Source organism: Pseudomonas sp. SIMBA_041, assembly GCF_046535095.1.
In the GTDB taxonomy this organism is placed as follows: domain Bacteria; phylum Pseudomonadota; class Gammaproteobacteria; order Pseudomonadales; family Pseudomonadaceae; genus Aquipseudomonas; species Aquipseudomonas mucoides.
Map to the genome: position 1 here is coordinate 325,049 of NZ_JAWRXJ010000007.1, position 23,969 is coordinate 349,017.

Annotated in this window: 20 protein-coding genes; 11 read left to right on the forward strand and 9 right to left on the reverse strand. The window is 59.6% G+C overall.

The window, feature by feature from the left end; all coding sequences use genetic code 11:
• Positions 1–2 precede the first annotated feature (2 nt).
• The 4 genes from cyoB to hmpA all read right to left on the reverse strand — a co-directional run bounded on the left by cyoB (position 3) and on the right by hmpA (position 5,695).
• Positions 3–2,033, reverse strand: coding sequence for a cytochrome o ubiquinol oxidase subunit I (cyoB, locus tag SB725_RS19420; RefSeq protein ID WP_027922710.1), 2,031 nt, complete (start codon positions 2,031–2,033; stop codon positions 3–5).
• 3 nt (positions 2,034–2,036) lie between these two features.
• Positions 2,037–2,981, reverse strand: a complete 945-nt coding sequence (gene cyoA / locus SB725_RS19425; protein ID WP_027922709.1) for a ubiquinol oxidase subunit II — start codon at positions 2,979–2,981, stop codon at positions 2,037–2,039.
• A gap of 817 nt (positions 2,982–3,798) precedes the next feature.
• Positions 3,799–4,308, reverse strand: coding sequence for a disulfide bond formation protein B (locus SB725_RS19430; protein WP_027922708.1), 510 nt, complete (start codon positions 4,306–4,308; stop codon positions 3,799–3,801).
• Positions 4,309–4,513: 205 nt separating this feature from the next.
• Complete coding sequence (gene hmpA, locus SB725_RS19435; RefSeq protein ID WP_059182187.1) at positions 4,514–5,695, reverse strand: NO-inducible flavohemoprotein; 1,182 nt, start codon at positions 5,693–5,695, stop codon at positions 4,514–4,516.
• A gap of 148 nt (positions 5,696–5,843) precedes the next feature.
• Here hmpA and norR point away from each other — a divergent pair, with 148 nt between their 5' ends.
• The 5 genes from norR to SB725_RS19460 all read left to right on the forward strand — a co-directional run bounded on the left by norR (position 5,844) and on the right by SB725_RS19460 (position 10,268).
• The gene (gene norR / locus SB725_RS19440) at positions 5,844–7,394 is read left to right on the forward strand and encodes a nitric oxide reductase transcriptional regulator NorR (protein WP_027922706.1); all 1,551 of its coding nucleotides are present in this window, start codon (positions 5,844–5,846) and stop codon (positions 7,392–7,394) included.
• A gap of 266 nt (positions 7,395–7,660) precedes the next feature.
• A complete protein-coding gene (locus SB725_RS19445; RefSeq protein WP_027922705.1) occupies positions 7,661–8,563 on the forward strand; it encodes a chemotaxis protein CheV in 903 nt (300 codons plus the stop codon).
• 27 nt (positions 8,564–8,590) lie between these two features.
• Complete coding sequence (locus tag SB725_RS19450) at positions 8,591–9,049, forward strand: GNAT family N-acetyltransferase (RefSeq protein WP_027922704.1); 459 nt, start codon at positions 8,591–8,593, stop codon at positions 9,047–9,049.
• A 59-nt stretch (positions 9,050–9,108) separates the two neighbouring features.
• The gene (locus SB725_RS19455; protein WP_027922703.1) at positions 9,109–9,435 is read left to right on the forward strand and encodes a hypothetical protein; all 327 of its coding nucleotides are present in this window, start codon (positions 9,109–9,111) and stop codon (positions 9,433–9,435) included.
• Between the two features lie 83 nt (positions 9,436–9,518).
• The gene (locus SB725_RS19460; RefSeq protein ID WP_027922702.1) at positions 9,519–10,268 is read left to right on the forward strand and encodes a YkgJ family cysteine cluster protein; all 750 of its coding nucleotides are present in this window, start codon (positions 9,519–9,521) and stop codon (positions 10,266–10,268) included.
• Between the two features lie 153 nt (positions 10,269–10,421).
• On the opposite strand, the gene SB725_RS19465 is transcribed toward SB725_RS19460, so the two are convergent.
• On the reverse strand, positions 10,422–10,679 hold the full coding sequence (locus SB725_RS19465; protein ID WP_027922701.1) for a hypothetical protein: 258 nt from the start codon (positions 10,677–10,679) through the stop codon (positions 10,422–10,424).
• 263 nt (positions 10,680–10,942) lie between these two features.
• On the opposite strand from SB725_RS19465, the gene SB725_RS19470 reads away from it, so the two are divergent.
• From SB725_RS19470 to SB725_RS19495, 6 genes are all read left to right on the forward strand, one after another.
• Positions 10,943–12,103 carry an efflux RND transporter periplasmic adaptor subunit gene (locus SB725_RS19470; protein ID WP_027922700.1) on the forward strand — a complete coding sequence of 387 codons (1,161 nt, stop codon included), beginning with the start codon at positions 10,943–10,945 and terminating at the stop codon, positions 12,101–12,103.
• A complete protein-coding gene (locus SB725_RS19475; protein ID WP_410922492.1) occupies positions 12,100–15,201 on the forward strand; it encodes a multidrug efflux RND transporter permease subunit in 3,102 nt (1,033 codons plus the stop codon). Before SB725_RS19470 ends, SB725_RS19475 begins: the two co-directional genes overlap by 4 nt.
• Positions 15,202–15,210: 9 nt before the next feature.
• Positions 15,211–15,888, forward strand: coding sequence for a heavy metal response regulator transcription factor (locus SB725_RS19480; protein ID WP_007943491.1), 678 nt, complete (start codon positions 15,211–15,213; stop codon positions 15,886–15,888).
• Positions 15,878–17,242: a heavy metal sensor histidine kinase gene (locus SB725_RS19485; RefSeq protein WP_027922698.1), complete on the forward strand. Its 1,365-nt coding sequence runs from the start codon at positions 15,878–15,880 to the stop codon at positions 17,240–17,242. The genes SB725_RS19480 and SB725_RS19485 overlap by 11 nt, the downstream gene beginning before the upstream one ends.
• 162 nt (positions 17,243–17,404) lie before the next feature.
• Complete coding sequence (locus SB725_RS19490) at positions 17,405–17,623, forward strand: hypothetical protein (protein WP_059182184.1); 219 nt, start codon at positions 17,405–17,407, stop codon at positions 17,621–17,623.
• Between the two features lie 258 nt (positions 17,624–17,881).
• Positions 17,882–19,330 (forward strand): sensor domain-containing diguanylate cyclase, encoded by a 1,449-nt coding sequence (locus tag SB725_RS19495; protein WP_410922493.1) that lies wholly within the window; start codon positions 17,882–17,884, stop codon positions 19,328–19,330.
• A 204-nt stretch (positions 19,331–19,534) separates the two neighbouring features.
• Here SB725_RS19495 and lpxC read toward each other — a convergent pair whose 3' ends face one another.
• The 4 genes from lpxC to SB725_RS19515 all read right to left on the reverse strand — a co-directional run bounded on the left by lpxC (position 19,535) and on the right by SB725_RS19515 (position 23,968).
• Positions 19,535–20,446 (reverse strand): UDP-3-O-acyl-N-acetylglucosamine deacetylase, encoded by a 912-nt coding sequence (gene lpxC / locus SB725_RS19500; RefSeq protein WP_008060300.1) that lies wholly within the window; start codon positions 20,444–20,446, stop codon positions 19,535–19,537.
• Positions 20,447–20,558: 112 nt separating this feature from the next.
• Entirely contained in the window at positions 20,559–21,752 is a 1,194-nt protein-coding gene (ftsZ, locus tag SB725_RS19505; RefSeq protein WP_410922494.1) for a cell division protein FtsZ, read from the reverse strand.
• Positions 21,753–21,823: 71 nt separating this feature from the next.
• Positions 21,824–23,083, reverse strand: a complete 1,260-nt coding sequence (gene ftsA / locus SB725_RS19510; RefSeq protein ID WP_027922695.1) for a cell division protein FtsA — start codon at positions 23,081–23,083, stop codon at positions 21,824–21,826.
• Positions 23,084–23,098: 15 nt separating this feature from the next.
• Complete coding sequence (locus SB725_RS19515; RefSeq protein ID WP_027922694.1) at positions 23,099–23,968, reverse strand: cell division protein FtsQ/DivIB; 870 nt, start codon at positions 23,966–23,968, stop codon at positions 23,099–23,101.
• Position 23,969: the final 1 nt, after the last annotated feature.

Genomic DNA, 23,969 nt, shown 5'->3' on the forward strand with positions numbered 1-23,969 from the left:
GTTTAAGCCTGTTCCAACGAGGTTTCAACACGGGTGGCAGTGGCCGGGATTTTCCCTGCGGCTACCAGACGTTTGCGCTGCTCGGCTTCGGTGCGCTCGATCACGTCGACCGGCACCATGTAGCCCTGGTCATCACGGGCAGCGTGGATCACGAAGTAGATCACGGCGCCGGCGAGGCCGAAGATGGCCATCCACCAGATGTGCCAGATCATCGCGAAACCGAACACGGTCAACAGAGCACCCATGACCAGGCCGGTCGCGGTGTTGTTTGGCATGTGGATCGGCTCGTACTTGACCGGAGTCTGGTACGCAGTACCGTCTTCCTTGGCTTCAGTGAACGGGTCGATGCAGTCGGCTTTTGGCAGTACGGCAAAGTTGTAGAACGGTGGTGGCGACGAGGTCGACCATTCCAGCGTGTGGGCATTCCACGGGTCACCGTGTTCGCACATGTTTTCCGGCTTCTTACGGTCACGAACACTGACGTAGAGCTGGATCAACTGGCAGGCGATACCGCAGGCGATCATGACCGCACCGAACATGGCCACGTACAGGTACGGCACCCACTCAGGGTTGGTGGTGGCGTTCAGACGACGGGTCATGCCCATGAAGCCCAGAGCATAGAGCGGCATGAACGCGACGAAGAAGCCCGAGATCCAGAACCAGAATGCTGCCTTGCCCCAACCTTCGTGCAGCTTGAAGCCGAACGCTTTAGGGAAGTAGAAGCCGAAACCAGCGATGTAGCCGAACACGGCGCCGCCGATGATCACGTTGTGGAAGTGAGCAATTACAAACAGGCTGTTGTGCAGGACAAAGTCAGCACCCGGAATGGCCAGCAGTACGCCGGTCATGCCGCCGATCGCGAAGGTCACCATGAAGCCCAGGGTCCACAGAACCTGGCTGGTCATGCGCAGACGGCCCTGGTAGATGGTGAACAGCCAGTTGAATAGCTTCACCCCCGTCGGGATCGAGATCAGCATCGTCGCCAGACCGAAGAAGGCGTTGACGTTGGCACCCGAACCCATGGTGAAGAAGTGGTGCAGCCAAACCATGAAGCCCAGGATCGAGATCGCGCCCGAGGCGTAGATCATCGAGTGGTGGCCGAACAGTTTCTTGCCGGAGAACGCCGAGATGACTTCGGAGAAGATCCCGAACGCCGGCAGAATCAGGATGTAAACCTCGGGGTGACCCCACGCCCAGAACAGGTTGACGTACATCATCGGATTGCCACCAAGTTCATTGGTGAAAATGTGGAAATCCATGTAACGGTCAAGCGTCAGCAGTGCCAGGGTAGCGGTCAGGATCGGGAAGGAAGCGACGATCAGAACGTTGGCCCAGGTACAGGTCCAGGTGAAGATCGGCATGTCCATCAGTTTCATGCCCGGGGTACGCATTTTCAGCACGGTGGCCAGGAAGTTGACCCCGGTTAGCGTCGTACCTAGCCCGGATAGTTGTAGCGCCCAGATGTAGTAGTCCACACCCACGCCAGGGCTGTAGCCCAGTTCCGACAGCGGTGGATACGCCACCCAACCGGTACGGGCGAATTCGCCGACACCCAGGGACACGTTCACCAGCACGACGCCAGACATCAGCAGCCAGAAGCTCAGGGAGTTCAGGAACGGGTAGGCAACGTCACGCGCGCCGATCTGCAGCGGCACTGCAAGGTTCATCAGGCCGGTGAAGAATGGCATCGCCATGAAGATGATCATGATCACACCGTGAGCGGTGAAGATCTGGTCATAGTGCTCAGGCGGCAGGTAGCCCGGCGAGCCTTCGGTGGACAGGGCCAACTGGGTACGCATCATGATGGCGTCGGCAAAACCGCGCAGCAGCATGACCATGGCGACGATGATGTACATCACGCCGATTTTCTTGTGGTCGACCGAAGTCAGCCATTCGGACCACAGGTAGGTCCACTTCTTGAAATAGGTGATTGCAGCGAACACGCCCAGACCGCCGAGCGCGATCATGGCGATGGTCACCATCACGATCGGTTCGTGGAACGGGACCGCTTCCCAACTTAATTTACCAAACATCGTTTACTCCTCTGCCCCGGCAGCTGAATGCGAACTCATGTCCATCCCTTCCATCTGGGCCACTTCTTTCTCTTTCTTCTCGTGGTCCACTTTCGGACCTGGTTTCATGCCTTCGTACTTGTCGACGATGGTCTGGAACAGGTTCGGCGTGAACGAGGAGTAGAGCGCTACTGGATTGTTCTGGCTTGGTTTGGAAAGGGCTTCGTATTCAGCTTTTTCAAGCTGTTTAGGTGCCTTCTTGACATCACTGACCCAGGCATCGAAGTCCGCCTGAGAGGTGGCGATTGCTTTGAACTTCATGCCGGTGAAACCCGCGCCGCTGTAGTTGGCGGAGATCCCGTCGAATTCAGCGTTCTGGTTGGCGATCAGGTGCAGCTTGGTCTGCATGCCCGCCATCGCGTAGATCTGACCGCCCAGGCCCGGAATGAAGAACGAGTTCATCACGGTGTCGGAAGTGATCTGGAAATTGATCGGCGTGTTGGCCGGGAAGACGATCTTGTTGACCGTGGCAATCCCTTGTTCCGGATAGATGAACAGCCACTTCCAGTCCATCGATACCACTTGAATGGTGATCGGCTTGACGTCGGATTCCAGTGGTTTGTACGGGTCCAGAGCGTGGGTCGACTTGTAGGTGACATAACCCAGGGCAATGATGATCAGCACTGGAATAGCCCACACCGCGATTTCAATCTTGGTGGAGTGCGACCACTTCGGCGTGTAGACGGCGTCGGTGTTGGAGGCGCGATATTTCCAGGCGAACAGGAAGGTCATGACGATGACCGGTACCACGACAAGAAGCATCAGCAGCGTTGCGGTGATGATCAGGTTTCGCTCGTCCAGGCCAACCTGGCCCTTGGGATCGAGCAAGGTCATGTTGCAGCCTGACAGCAACAATGTGCCAATCAGCGGCAATAAGCCTAGTAGTCTGGGGTACCTGTTTTTACTCATCTCACGACCTCTAAAGCAGCTTGCGCAATGCAGTTGGGTTTTGATCGCCAACACTTCACCCTGCCAAGGGTTGGCATTTTTCTTGGATTGAATAAGGGCCGCCCGTCGCGCGTCAGACGCTGCTCGACAAATCCTGGGACAGCGGTAAGTTCTTATTCGAATTCGTGGTCAAAGGCCTTGTTACAGACCAATTCCATTTGGTGCGGATAGTTGGAAGGCTCCGACACCTGGGAGTCGCATGAGGCGTTCAAGCCTCTCGACGCCCTACTTTCTGCTCATGATGAGCAGTGCCGGGAATTCAGTGCGGGCGATTGTAGATATGTAACGATTCATAAACCATGTCTCATCCCGAAATAATTTTTATCCATTCCAGCAACAATCATTAACGGATTTCGCAAAAGTCCGGCATGGTATCGAAATTGATTCTCAACAAAAACACTAAAAATAGTAGGTCTACCGAGCGCAGTTCAGACAGCTTCGGGGTGACTGCGTCCTCCCCCTACCCTGCTCAACCCCCTATGTGACAAGGGCTTTGGCAATTTGCCAGACCCTGTTAAAACTGCCTGTTCCAGCATTTCCGAGGTCAGATGATGTGCCGCGGCAACAGACCAATTTTGTTGCCCGCCCCCATGCCAATTCAGCCCCTTGAAATGCCTTGCGACACTCGCGCTGTGACAACATGTCGCACACGTGCCGCACCGTTGCTTGTCGCGCATCAAGGTCTTTTTACCTGGCCTCTGAAAATGCAAAACGCCCCGGCCCCCTCAACGAGGGCCGGGGCGTTTTTATGGATGACGCAGCAGTGCGGCGAACCGCCTCAGCGCAGCGCTTTACGGTTACGCGAAGTGAGCAACGGCACCAGAATCACGATCAGCACGAACGCTAACAGCGCCCATTGCGCCAGCGACAGACCGAGGATCGGCGGGTACGGCGTGGAGCAGAAGCCATCCACCTGGAAGCCCAGCGGGAAGATCTTCGCCAGCGGCAGACCATCGACAATCGGCTGCAGCACATCGATGCCGCAACTGACCGCAGGGTAGAACTGGGTGTAGACGTGATGCCCGGCCACCGCTGTGCCTGCCAGGGCACTGATGACCACCAGCGTCTCGAACACGGTAATGCTGCGACGGGTACGCGTGGCCGCGCCGATGAAGGCAAACACCGCGATAAACAACAACGCATAGCGCTGGAGAATGCACAGCGGGCATGGCGCCTCGCCCAACACAATTTGCATGTACAGCGCGCCGCCGATCAGCGCCAGGCAGATGATGCCCAGTAACACCAGATAGCGCCGTTCGCGCCCCAATCGCATTGTTTCCTCGCTCATCGCGTTTCCCTTTTAGATAGCAGTTGCCGCCAGTCTACACGCAGGCTCGGAGGTTTGAGAGCCTGGCGCGTGCCGGTGGATTGGGGGAATAAACGATAAGCCGGTTAAGAAGGGATTAACTTTTCTGACTGTCATCAAGAATTGAGACCGTGGTGCGGCCTGCTCGCGAAGAAGGCGACTCGGTCTCCCGAGTCGCCACATACAGTTACTCCAACGCCGAAGCCGGCCCAAAGAACTCATAACGGCTCTGCTTCTCCGGAACCCCCAACGCCTTGAGGTGGCGCTTGATCGCCGCCATGAACCCCTTAGGCCCCAGGAAATAAGCATCCAGGTCACGCTGCTCGGGCAACCACTCGCCCAACTGCTCGCGGCTCAACAACCCGACCTTGTCCGCCGCCGGACTCACACCGTCATCCTCGGCGTAGCAATAGAAACGCTTGAGTTGCGGATGACGCTCAGCCAACCCATCGATCCAGTCGCGAAAGGCATGCACGCTGCCGTTACGCGCGCAGTGGATAAAATGCACCGGGCGCTCGGTGGCCAGCGCGGCTTCGAGCATCGCCAGTGTCGGAGTAATGCCGACACCGCCGCTGATCAGCACCAGCGGTTTGTCGCTGGCCGTCAGGGTGAATTCACCTGATGGCGGGAACAGCTGGATGCTCGCCCCGACATGCAACTGATCGTGCAAATGGTTGGACGCCCGCCCACCGGTTTCACGCTTGACGCTGATGCGGTACTCGCCCTTGTTTGCCAGCGCCGACAGTGAGTAGTTGCGACGGATCTCTTCGCCGTCGAGGATCAGTTTCATGCCGATGTACTGGCCAGGCTCAGCCTCAAGAATCGGGCCTTTGTCGGCAGGTTCGAAGTAGAACGAGGTGATTTCCGCGCTTTCTTCAACCTTGGCCGTGACGATGAATTCCCGCGCCCCGCGCCAGCCGCCGGGCGCCTGTTCCTTCTGATCGTAGATGCTGGTTTCGGCACCGATCAGAATCTCGGCGAGTTGCCCATAAGCAGCGCCCCAGGCCGCGATGACTTCAGGGGTGGCGATTTCTTCGCCCAGCACTTCGGCGATGGCACGCAGCAGGCAGGTGCCGACAATCGGATAGTGTTCCGGCAGGATTTGCAGGGCCACGTGCTTGTTGATGATCTTGGCCACCAGGTCGCCCAACTGGTCGAGCTGGTCGATGTGCCGTGCGTACATCAAGACACCGTTGGCCAACGCACGCGGCTGATCACCGCTGGCCTGGTGGGCCTGGTTGAACAGCGGGCGGACTTCCGGGTATTCGGAGAGCATCATGCGGTAGAAGTGAGTAATCAGCGCTTCGCCGCCGCTTTCCAGCAACGGTACAGTGGATTTGACGATGGCACGGTCTTGAACGCTCAGCATAAGGACGACTCCGGAGCTTGATGTGTATTTCCTTAGACTTATCAGTTTCCGTGCCAAGTAATAAAACCATATAAATCAATAGTTTAAGAACATCGTAGTCATATCGACACACACTGTTTTATAGTCATGTCGACTACACGGAGTCACTATGACTGCAAAATCCCTGCTCACCGCCCTGCTGCCCCTGGTCTCCGACCTGTCCCGCGAACTGCCCGAAGGCGAGCGTTATCGACGCTTGCTCGAAGCCATGCGCGCCCTGCTCCCCTGCGATGCCGCGGCCCTGCTGCGCCTTGATGGCGAATGGTTGGTGCCGCTGGCCGTCGATGGCTTGAGCACGGACACCCTGGGCCGGCGCTTCAAAATCAGCGAGCACCCGCGATTCGAGGCTTTGCTGAGCAGCCACGGCCCGACCCGTTTTGCGGCCGACAGCGACTTGCCCGACCCTTACGACGGACTGGTCGAGGGTCTCGACGATCATCTGGAAGTCCATGACTGCATGGGTTGCCCGCTGTTCATCGACGAGCGCCCATGGGGTTTGCTGACCCTCGACGCCCTCGACCCGGAGCAATTCGAACCGATCGAACTGGATGCCCTGCAAGCCTTTGCCAGCCTCGCTGCGGCCACAGTCAACGCTGCCGAGCGCATTGAGCGCCTGGCCAACCGCGTCGAAGACGAGCACCAGCGCGCCGAGGTTTACCGTCAAGCCAGCGGTCAGCAGAACCGCGAGTTGATCGGCCAGAGCAAGTCCCACAAACGCTTGGTGGAAGAGATCAACCTGGTGGGTGGCAGCGACCTGACCGTGCTGATCACCGGCGAAACCGGGGTCGGCAAGGAACTGGTCGCGCAGGCGATTCACGCCGCCTCTGCCCGCGCCGACAAACCGATCATCAGCCTCAACTGTGCGGCACTGCCCGACACCTTGGTCGAAAGCGAATTGTTCGGCCATGTGCGCGGCGCGTTCACCGGCGCGATGAATGATCGTCGCGGCAAGTTCGAACTGGCCAATGGCGGCACGCTGTTTCTCGATGAGGTCGGTGAACTGTCACTGACGGTGCAGGCCAAGCTGCTGCGCGTCCTCCAAAGCGGCCAGTTGCAGCGCCTCGGCTCGGACAAGGAACACACAGTGGACGTGCGCCTGATCGCGGCGACCAACCGTGACCTGGCCGAAGAAGTGCGCAACGGTCGCTACCGTGCCGACTTCTACCATCGCTTGAGCGTTTACCCGTTGTTAGTCCCGGCACTGCGCGATCGCGGGCGGGATGTATTGCTGCTCAGCGGCTTCTTCCTGGAGCAAAATCGTTCACGCATGGGCCTCAACAGCCTGCGTTTGAACAGCGACGCCCAGGCGGCCTTGCTGGCCTACAACTGGCCGGGGAATGTGCGGGAGCTGGAGCATTTGATTGGTCGCAGCGCGCTTAAAGCGCTGGGTAATTGCAAGGATCGACCGAAGATTCTCAGCCTGAGTGCGGCGGATCTGGATTTGCCTACTGGCAGTGTCGAGGTGCTTACCGAACAACCCGTCGTCAGCCCTGTGTCATTAGTAGCCGGTGATCTGCGTGAGGCCACGGAGAATTATCAGCGGCAATTGATCAGCGCTTGCCTGGAGCGGCATCACAACAACTGGGCGAGCGCGGCGCGCGAGTTGGGCCTGGATCGGGCGAACCTCGGGAGGATGGCCAAGCGCCTAGGGATGAAATAACCCCCCCACTGTGGCGAGGGAGCTTGCTCCCGCTCGGCTGCGAAGCAGCCGCAAAACCTGAAAATGCGGATAGTCTGAAAACACACATCACCTGATCGGGAGTGCTTCGCACTCCAGCGGGAGCAAGCTCCCTCGCCACAGGGTTCGCCGTTGGGCCGGGAATGGGTATTTAGCCTAAAGCCTGCCCCCAACAAGTCGATAACCCGGCATCAATAGTTTTTGGCGACTTTTTACTCGCCCATCACCTTTTTCCACAGAAGGTTTTTATGTCCACCAACAAAGCCCGCGCAGATTCACTTTCGCTTTTGCTGTTTACCTTGCGCAGCGGCAAGCTGATGGCGATCAACCTGCTCAAAGTCAGCGAAATCATCCCCTGCCCGCCGCTGACCCGGCTGCCGGAGTCGCATCCTCACGTTAAAGGCATCGCCACCCTGCGCGGCGCTTCGTTGTCAGTAATCGACCTGAGCCGTGCCATCGGCGAACGCCCGCTGGAAGACCCGAACGGTGGCTGCCTGATCGTCACCGACGTCAGTCGCTCCAAGCAGGGCCTGCATGTTCAGGCCGTGAGCAAGATCGTCCACTGCCTCACCACCGACATCCGCCCGCCACCCTTTGGTTCCGGCGGCGTGCGCTCGTACATCACCGGCGTGACCTCGGTCGACGGCACGCTGGTGCAAGTGCTGGACATCGAAAAAGTCATCCACGGCATCGCCCCGGCACAGATCGAAACGGCCCCCACCGAACTGAGCATGGAAGACGCTGAAGTACTGGGCAGCGCACGCATTCTGGTGGTCGATGACAGCCAGGTCGCCCTGCAACAATCCGTGCATACCCTGCGCAACCTCGGCCTGCAATGCCACACCGCCCGCAGCGCCAAGGAGGCCATCGACTGCCTGCTCGACCTGCAAGGCACGGCCCAGCAGATCAACCTGATCGTCTCGGACATCGAAATGTCGGAGATGGACGGCTACGCCTTCACCCGCACCCTGCGCGAGACGCCGGACTTCTCGCACCTTTATGTGCTGCTGCACACATCGCTGGACAGCGCGATGAACAGTGAGAAAGCGCGTCTGGCCGGGGCCAACGCGGTGCTGACCAAGTTCTCTTCGCCCGAACTGACCAAATGCCTGATCGAGGCGGCCCGGGCTGTCGCTGAACAAGGTCATTAAGAGGTGGCCGAGCACTTTTGCTATTTGATGCGGCGCAACCTCGCCGAGGCTGTGCCGGTGATCACCTGGCCTGAAGGCATCGTCCTCAGCCAATACCGCCCTGAATTGGCAGTCGCCGTTCATCACTTGATGGAACAGGGTTACCAGGACGGTGGCGGCCGCGTCCCGATACTGGAGGTGTGGCAGCAGCGGTTTGAAACCGATCCCGAATACGATCCAGCCCTGTGTTTCATTGCGCTGGATGCCGACGGCATCGTCGGTGTATGCCAGTGCTGGACCAGCGCCTACATCAAGAACCTGGTGGTCCACCCGCGGGCGCAACGCCTCGGGCTGGGCCGCGCCTTGTTGCTGCAGGCGTTTCACGTGTTTCAGCAACGTCGGGAAGGGTTTGTCGATTTGAAGGTATTGGAAGACAACCTTCGGGCGCAGCGGCTGTATGAAAGTGCCGGGATGTATGTGGTCCGCCGGGAGCCGGTTCCCGTCTGACCCGCGTCATCAGACCTTAAGGCATACTCGGCCATACAAACCCAATGGATGCCCGACCAATGAAAGCCGCCACCCTGACCTTCCTCTGCCTCACCGCCCTCGCCTCCCAGGCCCACGCCTCCAGCCCCGACGCCTGGGCCGCCTACGACAAAGCCGTCCTCACCAGTTGCACCAAAGCCAGCGGCCTGAAAAACGCCAAGCCCGTCGGCAACCCTGCGCAATTCGATGACCGGGTCGACTACACCGCCCTCCTGCTGCAAGGCCAATACCCGCAAAAACACATGAAAGGCCAGCAAGGCACCGAGCTGTGCCTCTACAACAAGAAGACAAAAACCGCCTATGTGACCGAGTGGGACTCCGTTCACCCGACCGCCAAGTCCCAGTGAATGGCGCATAACTTGCTTCATCGCTGAGCAGTGCGGTGACATTCTGTCGCCGTTTCTTGCCCTCACATGCGGCCCGGCGATCAATGAACACAACGTTTTCCTGCGTAGGTTGCGGCAAGTGCTGCACCGACCACCACGTCCCCCTGACCCTGGCGGAAGCCCGCATGTGGGCGGCCGATGGCGGTCAAGTGATCGTGCTGGTCGAGGGTTTTCTGGGTAACGGCCTGGGCTTGCCGGTGCAGCAACGCGAACACGCCGAACGCCGTTCGGTGCTGGTTCGAAGCGGCGCGTCCGAGGCGTACGTGGCGATCACCTTCGCCGCCTATAACGTCGGTCGCTGCCGGAATCTTGACGAAGACAACCTGTGCCGCATCTACGAGCGCCGACCGCTGGTGTGCCGTATCTACCCGGCAGAAATCAACCCGCACATCCTGCTGAACACAGCGATCAAGGATTGTCCGCCCGAGTCATGGGAACAGGGCCCGGATTTGATCATCGGCGGTCAGGTGGTGGATCAGGAGCTGGTGGAGTTGATCCAGCGTTCTCGCCAGGCGGATCGCGATGATATTCAGGCCAAGGACGCGATTTGCGCGTTGCTGGGGATTCGCACGACAGCGCTGAAGGGCGATGGGTTTACCGCTTATCTGCCGGACATGAACGCGTTTGCCACGGTTATTGATCAAGTGTCAGCGCAACCACTGGCGGCGCCGGAGGGTGAGTGGCTGTTTCATGTGTCGGGGGATGACATTGCCGGGCAGGTGCAGGCGGCGGGTGCGCAACTGGTGACTGAAGCACCGGTGAACTATGCGTTTATTTCGTTGCGGGCGGCTTGATTCAGGATTGATGTCGCCGGGTATGGCCCATCGCGAGCAAGCTCGCCCCCACAGTGGTTCTTCGTCGTACACAGAATCTGTGACCTGTGACGTTAACTGTAGGAGTGAGCCTGCTCGCGATGACGGCAGATCAGGCACCGCTCAAGTCAAATCCTAGCGCTTGCCCATCGAACGACGCGTACCCGGAGGCGCCGCCCCAGGCGTCTTGGTATGACCATTCTTCGCGCCATTCTTGTACCAGGGCTGACTGGCGTTCTTCGCGGCAGCCAGATCACCTGGTTTGAACGGGAACTTGAACGCCGGGATCGCGGTTTTGGTTTCGCTGTCTGCGCTGGAGTCGACGCTGTCTGGCAGGTCTGCCTGGTCGTCGCTCAAAGCGTCGGCAACCGGCGGTTGTGTCGGGGAAGTCATGAAAGCTCCGGGTGATGCACATAGAGTCGGGCCCGGTCAGCGAGCCGCGAAAGGCGGCAGTATACCTGTGTCGAGAGCCGCAAGCTTCACACCGCGCGTGAGTCCGTCGGGTTTTGTGCTGGCGGGCCCATCGCCGCAAATTTGAAAATCCCAAACTGACAGCCCCGTCAGTTAGCAGTCACCTTCCTGACGGGCTGACAGGGTTATAAAGAAGGGTATAAACCTGAAAATACCCCAACCTCTCAGCCCGGCGCCCCACTCGCATGCGAATTCAGAAAAAACCCGCCTTGATCGCAGGTCTGCTAATGGCCTTGGCAGCGCTGGGCACCTGGTACCTCGTCAAACCGGCCACCGCCAAGCTCACCGCCCCGACCGCCATCCCGGTGCGCGTGGTCAACGTCGTTGAGAAAGATGTGCCGCGTTATGTCAGCGGTATCGGGTCGGTGTTGTCCTTGCACAGTGTGGTGGTGCGCCCGCAGATCGACGGCATTCTCACCAAAATCATGGTCAAGGAAGGCCAATTGGTGAACAAAGGTGACCTGTTGGCCACCATCGATGACCGCTCGATCCGTGCCAGCCTCGATCAGGCCCGCGCTCAACTGGGAGAAAACCAGGCGCAGTTGCAAGTGGCACTGGTCAACCTCAAGCGTTACAAATTACTGAGCGTTGATGACGGCGTGTCCAAACAGACCTACGACCAGCAACAAGCGCTGGTCAATCAGCTCAAGGCCACCGCCCAGGGCAACCAGGCTTCAATCGACGCCGCTCAGGTGCAGCTCTCCTACACACAGATTCACTCGCCGGTCACCGGGCGCGTCGGTATTCGTACAGTGGATGAAGGCAACTTCCTGCGCATGACCGACGCCCAGGGCCTGTTCACGGTGACGCAGATCGACCCCATCGCCGTTGAGTTCTCCCTGCCGCAGCAAATGTTGCCGACCCTGCAAGGGCTGATCGGCGACCCGCAACGCGCACAAGTGAAAGCCTACATTGGCGCCGACACCGACGGTGAAACCGGCAATTTGCTGGGCGAAGGTCACTTGACCCTGATCGATAACCAGATCAACGCCAACACCGGCACCATCCGCGCCAAGGCCGAATTCAACAACCCCGGGCAGAAACTCTGGCCGGGCCTGCTGGTGACGGTAAAAATTCAGACTGCCTTGGAGAAAGATGCGCTGGTGGTGCCACCCACCGTCGTACAACGCGGTCCCGATCAACACTTCGTGTACCGGGTCAACGGCGACAAAGTGGAAACCGTGACCGTGCAGGTGGTTGCCCAAGGCAGCAGTCAGGACATCATCAAAGGCGTGAAACCGGGCGATGTGCTGGTCAGTGATGGCCAGTCGCGACTCAAACCGGGGTCGACCGTGCAGGTCATGAGCGATCCGCCACAAGTGGTGCAAACGGAGCCGAAGCCATGAAGGGCCACGGCTCGGTCTCGGCCTGGTGCATCGATCACCCGGTCGCCACCATCCTGCTGACCTTTGCGCTGGTGCTGCTCGGCGCCATTGCCTTCCCGCGCCTGCCGATTGCGCCGCTGCCGGAAGCCGAATTCCCGACCATTCAGGTGGCCGCGCAATTGCCCGGCGCCAGCCCGGAGACCATGGCGTCGTCGGTGGCCACGCCGCTTGAAGTGCAATTCAGCGCCATTCCCGGCGTGACCCAAATGACGTCGAGCAGCGCCTTGGGCTCGACCAACCTGACCCTGCAATTCACCCTCGAAAAAAGCATCGACACCGCCGCCCAGGAAGTCCAGGCCGCGATCAACACCGCCGCCGGCAAACTGCCCAAGGACATGCCAACACTGCCGACCTGGCGCAAGGTCAACCCCGCCGACAGCCCGGTGCTGATCCTCAGCGTCAACTCCACGCAAATGCCCGGCACCGAGCTCAGTGACCTGGTGGAAACCCTGCTGTCCCGCCAGATCAGCCAGATCGAAGGCGTAGGCCAGATCAACATCACCGGTCAGCAACGTCCGGCGATTCGCGTTCAAGCCTCGGCGGACAAACTCGCCGCTATCGGCCTGACCTTGGCCGACATACGTCTGGCAATCCAGAACACCAGCCTCAACCTGGCCAAAGGTGCGTTGTACGGCGAGTCGAGCATTTCCACGCTGTCGACCAACGACCAGTTGTTTCACCCCGAGGAATACAGCCAACTCATCGTCTCCTACAAGGACGGCGCTCCGGTTCACCTGCGGGATGTCGCCAAAGTCGTCAACGGGTCGGAAAATGCCTACGTGCAAGCCTGGGCCGGTGACAAGCCGGGGGTGAACCTGGTGATTTCCCGGCAACCGGGCGCGAACATCGTCGAGACCGTGGATCGAATTCAAGCCGTGTTGCCGGCGCTGGAAGCCATGCTCCCCGCCTCGGTGCAGGTCGAGGTACTGGTCGACCGCACCCAGACCATCCGCGCGTCCTTGCATGAAGTGGAAATCACCTTGCTGATCGCGATCATGTTGGTGGTGGCGGTGATGGCGCTGTTCCTGCGCCAATGGTCGGCGACGCTGATTGTGTCTGCAGTGTTGGGCGTTTCCCTGATCGCGAGTTTCGCCCTGATGTACATCATGGGCTTCAGCCTGAACAACCTGACCCTGGTGGCGATTGTGGTGGCCGTGGGGTTTGTGGTCGACGATGCAATTGTGGTGGTCGAGAACATTCACCGACACCTTGAGGCTGGCGAGGGCATGCGCGAAGCGGCGATCAAGGGCGCGGGCGAGATTGGTTTTACCGTGGTCTCGATCAGTTTCTCGCTGGTGGCGGCGTTCATTCCGCTGCTGTTCATGGGCGGCGTGGTCGGGCGGCTGTTCAAGGAATTCGCCCTGACCGCGACGTCGACGATCATGATTTCGGTGGTGGTGTCGCTGACCCTGGCGCCGACGCTGGCCGCGCTGTTCATGCGTGCGCCGGTGCACCACGCCCACAGCAAACCGACGTTCGGCGAACGCTTGGTGGGCGGCTATGAAAAACTGCTGCGCCGCGCCCTCGCCCATCAGAAATTGATGATCGGCGTGTTTGGTCTTTCCCTGTGCCTGGCCGTCGTCGGTTACATCTTCATTCCGAAGGGCTTCTTCCCGGTGCAGGACACCGGTTTTGTCCTCGGCACCACCGAAGCAGCCGCCGACATTTCCTACGGCGACATGGTGAAAAAACACCTAGCGATGGCCGAGATCGTCGCGGCGGATCCGGCGGTTGCGGCGTTTTCCCACTCGGTCGGGGTGTCGGGCAGTAACCAGACCATCGCCAACGGGCGCTTCTGGATTTCCCTGAAAAAACGCGGCGACCGCGACGTCTCCGCCAGCCAGTTCATCGACCGGATTCGCCCACAACTGATGAAAGTCCCCGGCATCGTGCTGTACCTGCGCGCCGGCCAGGACATCAACCTCAGCTCCGGCCCGAGCCGCGCCCAGTATCAATACGTGCTCAAGAGCAACGACGGCGCGACCCTCAGCACCTGGACCCAGCGCCTCACGGAAAAACTGCGCCGCAACCCGGCGTTCCGCGATATTTCCAATGACCTGCAACTGGGCGGCAGCATCACCCACATCAGCATCGACCGCAGCGCCGCGGCGCGTTTCGGCCTGACCGCCAGTGACGTCGACGAAGCGCTGTACGATGCGTTCGGTCAGCGACAGGTCAATGAATTCCAGACCCAGATCAACCAGTACAACGTGATTCTGGAACTGGACACCCAGCAACGCGGCAAAGCCGAAAGCCTCAACTACTTCTACCTGCGCTCGCCGCTGAGTGGGGAAATGGTGCCACTGTCGGCGCTGGCCAAATTTGACGCACCCACGGTCGGTCCGTTGTCCATCGCCCACGACGGCATGTTCCCGGCCGCCAACTTGTCGTTCAACCTCGCGCCTGGCGTGGCGTTGGGCGATGCGGTGATCATGCTCAACCAGGCCAAGGCCGACATCGGCATGCCGGCGGCCATGAGCGGCAATTTCCAGGGCGCGGCCCAGGCATTCCAGAGTTCGCTGGCCAGCCAGCCGTGGCTGATTCTGGCGGCGCTGGTGGCGGTGTACATCATTCTCGGCGTGCTTTACGAGAGCTTCGTGCATCCGCTGACCATCATCTCGACGCTGCCGTCGGCGGGGCTGGGGGCGGTGATCATGCTGTGGATCTGCGGCCAGGACTTTTCGATCATGGCGCTGATCGGGCTGGTGCTGCTGATCGGTATCGTGAAGAAGAACGGCATCCTGATGATCGACTTCGCGCTGGACGCCCAGCGCAACCGTGGCTTGCCGCCGGAAGAGGCGATTTTCCAGGCCTGTATCACGCGGTTCCGACCGATCATCATGACCACCCTCGCCGCCTTGCTCGGTGCGCTGCCACTGATGCTCGGCTACGGCACCGGCGCCGAACTGCGCCAGCCCCTGGGTATCGCGGTGGTTGGCGGCTTGCTGGTGAGCCAGGCGCTGACGCTGTTCACCACTCCGGTCATATACTTGTGGCTTGAGCGGCTATTTCACGGGCCCAAACCTTCGCCGGTACCGGCGTTGGCGACCACAGACTGAGGCGGGGTCATGCGCGTTCTGATTATCGAAGACGAAGAAAAAACCGCGGACTATTTGCACCGCGGCCTGACGGAACAGGGGTACACCGTGGATGTGGCGCGGGACGGCGTTGAAGGCCTGCACCTGGCGCTGGAAAGTGACTACGCGGTGATCGTCCTCGACGTCATGCTGCCGGGCCTCGACGGCTTCGGCGTGCTGCGCGCCTTGCGTGCGCGCAAGCAAACTCCGGTGATCATGCTCACCGCCCGCGAGCGCGTCGAAGATCGCATCAAAGGCTTGCGCGACGGCGCTGACGATTACCTCGGCAAGCCGTTTTCCTTCCTTGAACTGGTGGCGCGCCTGCAAGCGCTGACCCGGCGCAGCGGCGGTCACGAACCGGTACAAGTGAGTATCGCTGACCTGTGGATAGATTTGATCAGCCGCAAAGCGACCCGCGCCGGCACACGCCTGGACCTGACCGCCAAAGAGTTCTCGCTGCTGAGTGTGCTGGCTCGTCGGCAAGGCGAAATCCTCTCGAAAACGGCGATTGCCGAGATGGTCTGGGACATCAATTTCGACAGCGACGCCAACGTCGTCGAGGTCGCGATCAAGCGTCTGCGGGCCAAGCTCGACGGGCCGTTCGACGAGAAGCTGCTGCACACGATTCGTGGCATGGGTTATGTGCTGGAGAGCCGTGGTGTCCAGTAACTCCATCGCACTGCGCCTGAGCGGGATGTTCACGTTGGTGGCGCTGTTGGTGTTTTTGTTGATCGGCTGGGCGTTGTATCAGCAGGTCGACAAGGGCCTGGGTCTGTTGCCCGAAGCCGAGCTGGATGCGCGCTACAGCGTGCTCGAGTCCACCGTCGGCCGTTACGGCACGCCCGAGCATTGGGTGAAGATCAACAACAAGCTCAAGCTGCTTGGCGAGGAAGACAAGCGCATCAGTTTCTGGATTATCAGCGGCGATCCGCCGTACGAATATGGCAACCCGACACCGCAGATTCGCGCCTTCGCCGAAGGGCCGCTGGGCATGCGCGACTTGCAGTTGCCGGATCATCCTTATCCGCTGAAAGTGCTGGTGAGCCAGTTCCCGGCCAAGGATCAACGCCCACCGCTGCGCTTCATGATCGGCATCGACACCGAAACATTTTTCGAGACTCAGCATCACCTGCTGATCGCGCTGATCAGCCTGGCGATTGTCGGCGTGTTGCTGGCGTCCGCGCTAGGGTACTGGGTGGCGCGCATCGGCCTTAAACCCTTGATCAAACTGTCCCAGGAAGCCCAGCGCCTGGCGCCGCCGCTGCGTTCCGGACGCTTGCGCCTGTCGTCGCTGCCGCCGGAGTTGAATCAATTCGTCAACTCGTTCAACTCCACACTGGAGCGGGTTGAGCAGGCCTATTCGCGGCTGGAGTCGTTCAACGCCGACGTCGCCCATGAATTGCGCTCGCCGCTGACCAACCTGATCGGCCAGACCCAGGTCGCGCTGACGCGCGGGCGCTCGGCCGAACACTATTTTGAAGTGCTGCAATCGAACCTCGAAGAACTGGAACGGCTGCGCTCGATCATCAACGACATGCTGTTTCTCGCCAGCGCGGACCAGGGCAGCAAGGCCACCAAACTGACGTCCACTTCCCTCGCCGTTGAAGTGGCGACAACGCTGGAGTATCTGGATTTCATTCTTGAGGATGCACAGGTTCAGGTGCAGGTCAGCGGCGATGCGCAGGTGCGGATCGAGATCGCGCATCTGCGCCGGGCGTTGATCAATTTACTGAGCAACGCGGTGCAGCACACTGAGCCCGGGCAAGTGATTCAGGTACGGATCGAGGTTGAGGAACATCAAGTGAGCATTGGTGTGGCCAACCCTGGATCGCCGATTGCCAGTGAGCATCTGCCACGGTTGTTTGAACGGTTTTATCGGGTAGATGCGTCGCGCAGCAACAGTGGCAACAATCACGGATTGGGGCTGGCGATCGTCAAGGCGATTGCGCTGATGCATGGCGGCGATGTGTTTGTGCGCAGCGACCACGGCATGAATACCTTCGGTATTCACCTCCCCGTCTGACCCTACCCATGATCATTCCCACGCAGAGCTTGGGAATGATCACTGGCAAACTGTTGCTTCTGGCGCAACAGTCCTTTCTTCGATTGGCTCTGTTTCCCATCGGCCAAGATCCTTATCTTTGCCCGCACCAAACAGCACTTGCCAAGCAAGAAGGTTTAAAAGATGTCCAACATTACGGGTATTGCCAGCGCTTTCGTTTTGTCCTCATTGTTTCTGTCTCCGTTCGCAATCGCGGAAGAGTCGCAGACGTTCGTCGCGCAAAATGCTGCACGCGCCGCCGCCTACGATCAGAGCGAAATGACGGCCAAGGCTCAAGACGCCGCGCAAACCCCTCAAGCGTCCACTTCCGCCACCCAGCAACGGGTTGAGAAAGACAGCTGACTCATCGAACACCTGTTTCCCTCGACACTTTTCATCGGCTCTTCCCTTTGAAAAGTTGTCTTCAAAGCCGCTGCTATCAGCGGCTTTTTTTTCATTGGGGATTGGCGCAAGTGCGTTCCCGTTCAATGTCTTCTAAGCTTGAATAAGTAAAGGCCAGCGCGTTTTGCTGGCCTTTTTTATGCTCTTCAAGCAGACAAACGCCCCATGCCAGTGAGCCCCCCCCAACACCTATCAGGCAAGACCGGACGACCTGAGCTCATGGTGATGCTTGGCAGCCTGCTGACGGTGATCGCGATTCTCAGCATCGTCGCGTTTCTGCTGATCCGCGAACACGCCAACGCCCAGCAGGCCGCGACCCGCGGCGCGACCACCATTGCGCAGTTGATCGACGCAGACGTGCTGCGCACCGTCGAGCTCTACGACTTGACCCTGCAAGGCCTGATTGCCGCGTCGCAGCGCGAAGACCTGAAACAGGTTTCGCCGCAGATTCGCCATCTGGTGCTGTTCGATCGCTCCACCACCGCGCGCTTCAAGGGCGATATTTTGTTGTTGGACAAGCACGGGGACGTCCTCGCCGACTCATCGCTGATCGATCCCAAGCCCGGCAACTTTGCGGACCGCGACTATTTCCTCGCCCATGCGTTTAACAGTGACACCGGCATGTTCATCAGCCGGCCATTCAAACCCCGCTGCGACTGCGACGACAGCGAGGAATGGCGGATCAGCTTCAGTCGACGCATCTCCTCGTCCACTGGCGAGTTTCTCGGCGTCGCCGTGGCATCGATGCGCCTCGCGTACTTCGAACAATTATTCAACAGCCTGGACATCGGCAACGACAGCACCCTGAGCATCATCAATGACGACGGCATTCTGCTCGCACAAAAACCTCATCTGATCAACGACCCCATCGGCAAGAACTTCGCCGGCAGGCCCAATGTCATGCGCATCCTGCGTGAGGGCGCGGGCAGCTTCGACAGCGTGTCGAGCGTCGATCATCTACAACGCCTGTACACCTTTTCCAGGGTCGGCAACCTGCCGTTGACGGTCATCGTCGCGCTCTCCGGCAACGAAGTGTTCGCCACCTGGAAGCGCACCGCGATTGTCATCAGCGGTGCCACCGGCGTGCTGTGCATCGGCCTGCTCTGGCTGACCTGGTTGCTGTGCCGCGAGCTACGCCTGCGCCATCACGCCGAACAGGAGTTGGCACTTTTGGCCGCCACCGATGCCCTGACCGGTGTCGCCAACCGCCGAACCCTGGATCAGACCCTGCGCCATGAGTGGTTTCGTGCTCAACGCTCGGGTAAGCCGCTGTCGGTGCTGATGGTTGATGCAGACCACTTCAAGGCGTTCAACGATCGCCATGGCCATCAGGGTGGCGATGATGCGTTGCGGGCCGTGGCCAAGGTGATCTGCACCAATGTACGGCGGCCCGGGGACCTGGTGGCGCGGTATGGCGGTGAGGAGTTCTCGGTGATCCTGGCGGAAACGGACAACGCAGGGGCCCGGCAGATTGCCGAAAAAATCCGCGTGGCAGTGGAGCAGATGCCATTGGTGGCGGGGGCGGAAACACCGATCACTGTCAGTATCGGGATCAGTACCTGGACGACGGAAAAGGAAATCAGTCTGGAGCAGTTGCTGTTTATGGCGGACAAAGCGCTGTATCAGGCCAAGGAAGGTGGGCGCAATCGGGTGGTGACTGCGCAGTGAGTCCTGCGTTGCAGCGCAGGGCCTCATCGCGGGCAAGCCCGGCTCCCAAGTAATGCGTCGGAGCTAAATCTGGGGCTCTCCAAATAACCTGTGGGAGCCGGACTTGCCCGCGATGAGGCCGGAACGAACATCGCACGACTTTCCCAGGGGGCATAAAAAAAGGCCACCCGAAGGCAGCCTTTAAAAACTAGAGAGGTTTTTTGCTTACACGGCCGCGACGGGACGCATGTAAGAGATCGGTGCAGTGCTGGCGTCTTCGAAAGTCACGACTTCCCAAGCATCTGTCTGCTCAATCAACTTGCGCAGCAGCTGGTTGTTCAATGCATGTCCGGACTTGAAGCCCTTGAACTCACCAATCAGGCTATTGCCCAGCAGGTAGAGGTCACCAATTGCATCGAGGATCTTGTGCTTCACGAATTCGTCTTCATAGCGAAGACCGTCTTCGTTCAGTACGCCATCCGCGTCGACCACAATAGCGTTTTCAACACTGCCGCCGAGTGCGAGGTTGTGCTTGCGCAGGTACTCGATATCACTCATGAAACCAAAGGTACGGGCGCGGCTGACTTCTTTTACGAACGAAGTGCTGGAAAAATCCACGCTTGCACTTTGTGTGCGGTCACGGAAAACCGGGTGATCGAAATCGATCTCGAAGCTCACCTTGAAACCTTCGAAAGGGACGAAAGTGGCGCGCTTGTCGCCATCTTCCACTGTCACTTCCCGCAGGATCCGGATGAACTTCTTGGCTGCGTCCTGTTCTTCCAGGCCGGCCGACTGAATCAGGAATACGAAAGGTCCAGCGCTACCATCCATGATCGGTACTTCGGACGCGGAGAGCTCGACGTAGGCGTTATCGATGCCCAGGCCAGCCATGGCCGAGAGCAAGTGCTCCACCGTGTCCACTTTGACGTCACCGTTAACCAGTGTGGTCGACATAGTGGTTTCGCCAACGTTTTCTGCGCGAGCAGGAATCTGCACCACAGGATCGAGGTCAGCACGACAAAACACGATGCCGGTGTCGATAGGCGCGGGCTTGAGGGTCAGGTATACCTTCTCCCCGGAGTGCAGGCCTACACCTGTGGCACGGATAATATTTTTCAGTGTGCGTTGTTTAATCATGGCTTGGGCCGCTTCAGCGCAAATTGCGAACTGGTATCAACAAAGGCTGGCGATGATAGCAGACCAGACCTTTGCTGAACACCAATCAACTTCATAGCCCTGATACATTCCATCAATCAGCCTGACGACGCAGGAAAGCCGGGATGTCCAGGTAGTCCAGATCATCTTGCGGATTCATCTTCGCGGCAGTCGCAGCACCGGCCTGAGCCTGGTTGCGCATGACGGTCGGACGGTCCAGGTCACGGTAGTTCACCGCTGGCTGTTCCTGACGAGTGGGCGCCGATTGTTGCGGCTGGGAGGCCATCGAGGTGTGAACGGTGTTGTCGATGACCTTCACAGGCTTCTCGATTTTCGCGCCCAGACCGGTAGCAACCACAGTCACGTGCAGCTCGTCGCGCATGTCCGGATCGATAACGGTACCGACCTTGACCATGGCGTGCTCGGAAGCGAAGGCTTCGATGATGCTACCCACGTCGGAGTACTCACCCAGGGACAGGTCAGGACCGGCGGTGATGTTCACCAGGATGCCGCGTGCACCTTGCAGGTTCACGTCTTCGAGCAACGGGTTGCGGATGGCCGCTTCGGTGGCCTCGCGTGCACGGTTCGGACCGCTGGCGCAGCCAGTGCCCATCATCGCCATGCCCATTTCGCTCATCACGGTACGGACGTCGGCGAAGTCGACGTTGATCATGCCCGGACGCTTGATGATGTCGGAGATACCGCGAACGGCACCGGCCAGTACATCGTCAGCCTTGGCGAATGCGGACAGCAGGCTTGCGTCCTTGCCAAGGATGGTCAGCAGTTTCTCGTTGGGAATGGTGATCAACGAGTCGACGCTTTCGGACAGCAGACGGATGCCTTCGTCCGCGATCTGCATGCGCTTGCGGCCTTCGAACGGGAACGGACGAGTCACCACCGCAACGGTGAGGATCCCCATTTCCTTGGCCACTTCGGCAATGATTGGCGCCGCACCGGTACCGGTACCGCCGCCCATGCCAGTGGTGATGAACACCATGTTGGTGCCCTGCAGGACTTCGGCAATGCGCTCACGGTCTTCGAGAGCGGCCTGACGACCTACTTCAGGGTTGGCGCCGGCGCCCAGACCTTTGGTCACACCGGTACCCAGTTGCAGGATGGTCCGCGCGCCGATGGATTTCAGCGCCTGGGCATCAGTGTTGGCGCAGATGAATTCAACGCCTTCAATGTTGCTCTTGACCATGTGGTTGACAGCGTTGCCGCCGCCTCCGCCAACACCGATAACTTTAATAACCGGGCTTGCGGGGATGTTGTCTACGAGTTCGAACATTTTCCCTCTCCTTTACGTTCTCTAGTTTTTTCGCCTACTGCCTGTATCTACAACGGTGCTGCGATAAATCTTTAGAAGTTGCCTTGTACCCAGCTCTTGATGCGATCGAGCAAGGCGGCTTTCGGTTCTTCATTGCTGTAGCTGTCACGGCTGCTGATGCCCGAGAACGAAATCCCGTCGGACTGCTTTTGCAGGCCGTACATCAACAGGCCAACGCCGGTGGAATAAATCGGGTTGCGGACCACGTCGTCCAGGCCCTTGACGCCATGCGGCACGCCCAGGCGGACCGGCATGTGGAAAATCTCTTCAGCCAGCTCGGTGGCGCCTTCCATCTTCGACGTACCGCCGGTCAGCACGATGCCGGCCGGGATCAGGTCTTCGTAGCCGCTGCGACGCAGTTCAGCCTGGATCAGCGTGAACAGCTCGTCGTAACGCGGCTCGACCACTTCGGCCAGGGCCTGACGGGACAGCTCGCGTGGAGGACGGTCGCCAACGCTTGGGACCTTGATGGTTTCACCGGCACCGGCCAGCTTGGCCAGGGCGCAGGCGTAGCGAATCTTGATTTCTTCGGCGTACTGGGTCGGGGTGCGCAACGCCATGGCGATGTCGTTGGTCACCTGATCACCCGCAATCGGGATCACCGCAGTGTGGCGGATTGCGCCTTCGGTGAAGATGGCGATGTCGGTGGTGCCGCCGCCGATGTCCACCAGGCACACGCCCAGCTCTTTCTCGTCGTCGGTCAGCACCGAGTAGGCCGAGGCCAGTTGCTCAAGAATGATGTCGTCGATTTCCAGACCGCAGCGACGCACGCATTTTTCAATGTTCTGTGCGGCGTTGACGGCGCAGGTGACCACATGGACCTTGGCTTCCAGACGCACGCCTGACATGCCCAGTGGCTCGCGAACGCCTTCCTGGTTATCGATCACGTAATCCTGCGGCAGGGTGTGCAGCACGCGCTGGTCAGCCGGGATCGCCACAGCCTGGGCAGCGTCGAGAACGCGCTCAAGGTCGGCCGAGCTGACTTCGCGATCACGAATCGCCACGATGCCGTGGGAGTTCAGGCTGCGGATGTGATTGCCGGCCACGCCGACAAACGCCGAGTGAATGCGGCAACCGGCCATCAGCTGCGCTTCTTCGATGGCGCGCTGGATCGACTGCACGGTGGACTCGATGTTCACCACCACGCCTTTCTTCAGGCCACGGGACGGATGAGTACCGATCCCGACGATTTCCAGCGTGCCGTCGTCCGAAACCTCGCCGACCAGCGCCACCACCTTGGAGGTGCCGATATCGAGACCGACGATCATTTTGCCGCTTTGCACGTTTGCCATGGGTCCTGCCTCTTCTTAATTCTTCGCGACAGCGGGTTGGGCTGTCGTGGGCGCTACAGGTTCCCGCCAGCCAACAGCGAGGCCGTTGGCGTAGCGCAGATCGATGCGCGCAATGTTCGTAATCTGTTCTTTGAGCGTCTTGTCATAGATGGCAATGAAACGGCGCATCTTCTCCACCAGGTTGCCGCGCCCCAGCAGCAGTTCGATCCCCGGGCCGGCACTGCCGGCGCCGGTGGTCAGGAACCAGCTGCCGCGTTCACGCAACTCCAGGCGTGCAATCGAGAAGCCCAGCGGCCTGAGCATCTGGCTCAGCACCTGGTATTGCTGCATGACCTGCTGTTGAGCCCGTTGTGGGCCGAACAGCTGCGGCAAATGTTCGTAGTTCGCCAGTTCACGCGGGGTGAACGCCTGGCCCTGGTTGTTCAACAGCGACTCATCGCCCCAACGGGCCACCGGCAGTTGTTCTTCCAGGCGGATCACCACCTGATCCGGCCACACCCGACGCACTTCGGCGTGGGCAATCCATGGCATCGTCTCAAGCTCGGTGCGCATGCTTTCCAGGTCGATGGTGAAGAAGCTCGACGCCACGTACGGGGCGATCCGCTGCTGCACGGCTTGCTGGCTGATGTAACTCAAATCACCCTGCACGTTGATCTTGGTGATCGGCCGGTCGGCGTACGGCAGCAAACGCTGTGCGCCTTCGTAAGTGCCAAACCCCAGTGCAACCAACAGCACTGGCCAGAACAACGCTTTGAGAAAACCAAAATTGGCTTTCGGCAGGCGCATCGACATCGGCTCTTTGGCCACCATTCGGCTGGCACCCCGTGGCACCGGCTTGCGGCCGGGTGCTGGGGGTGGCTGATGTCTTAGCTGCGCGCCTTGCATG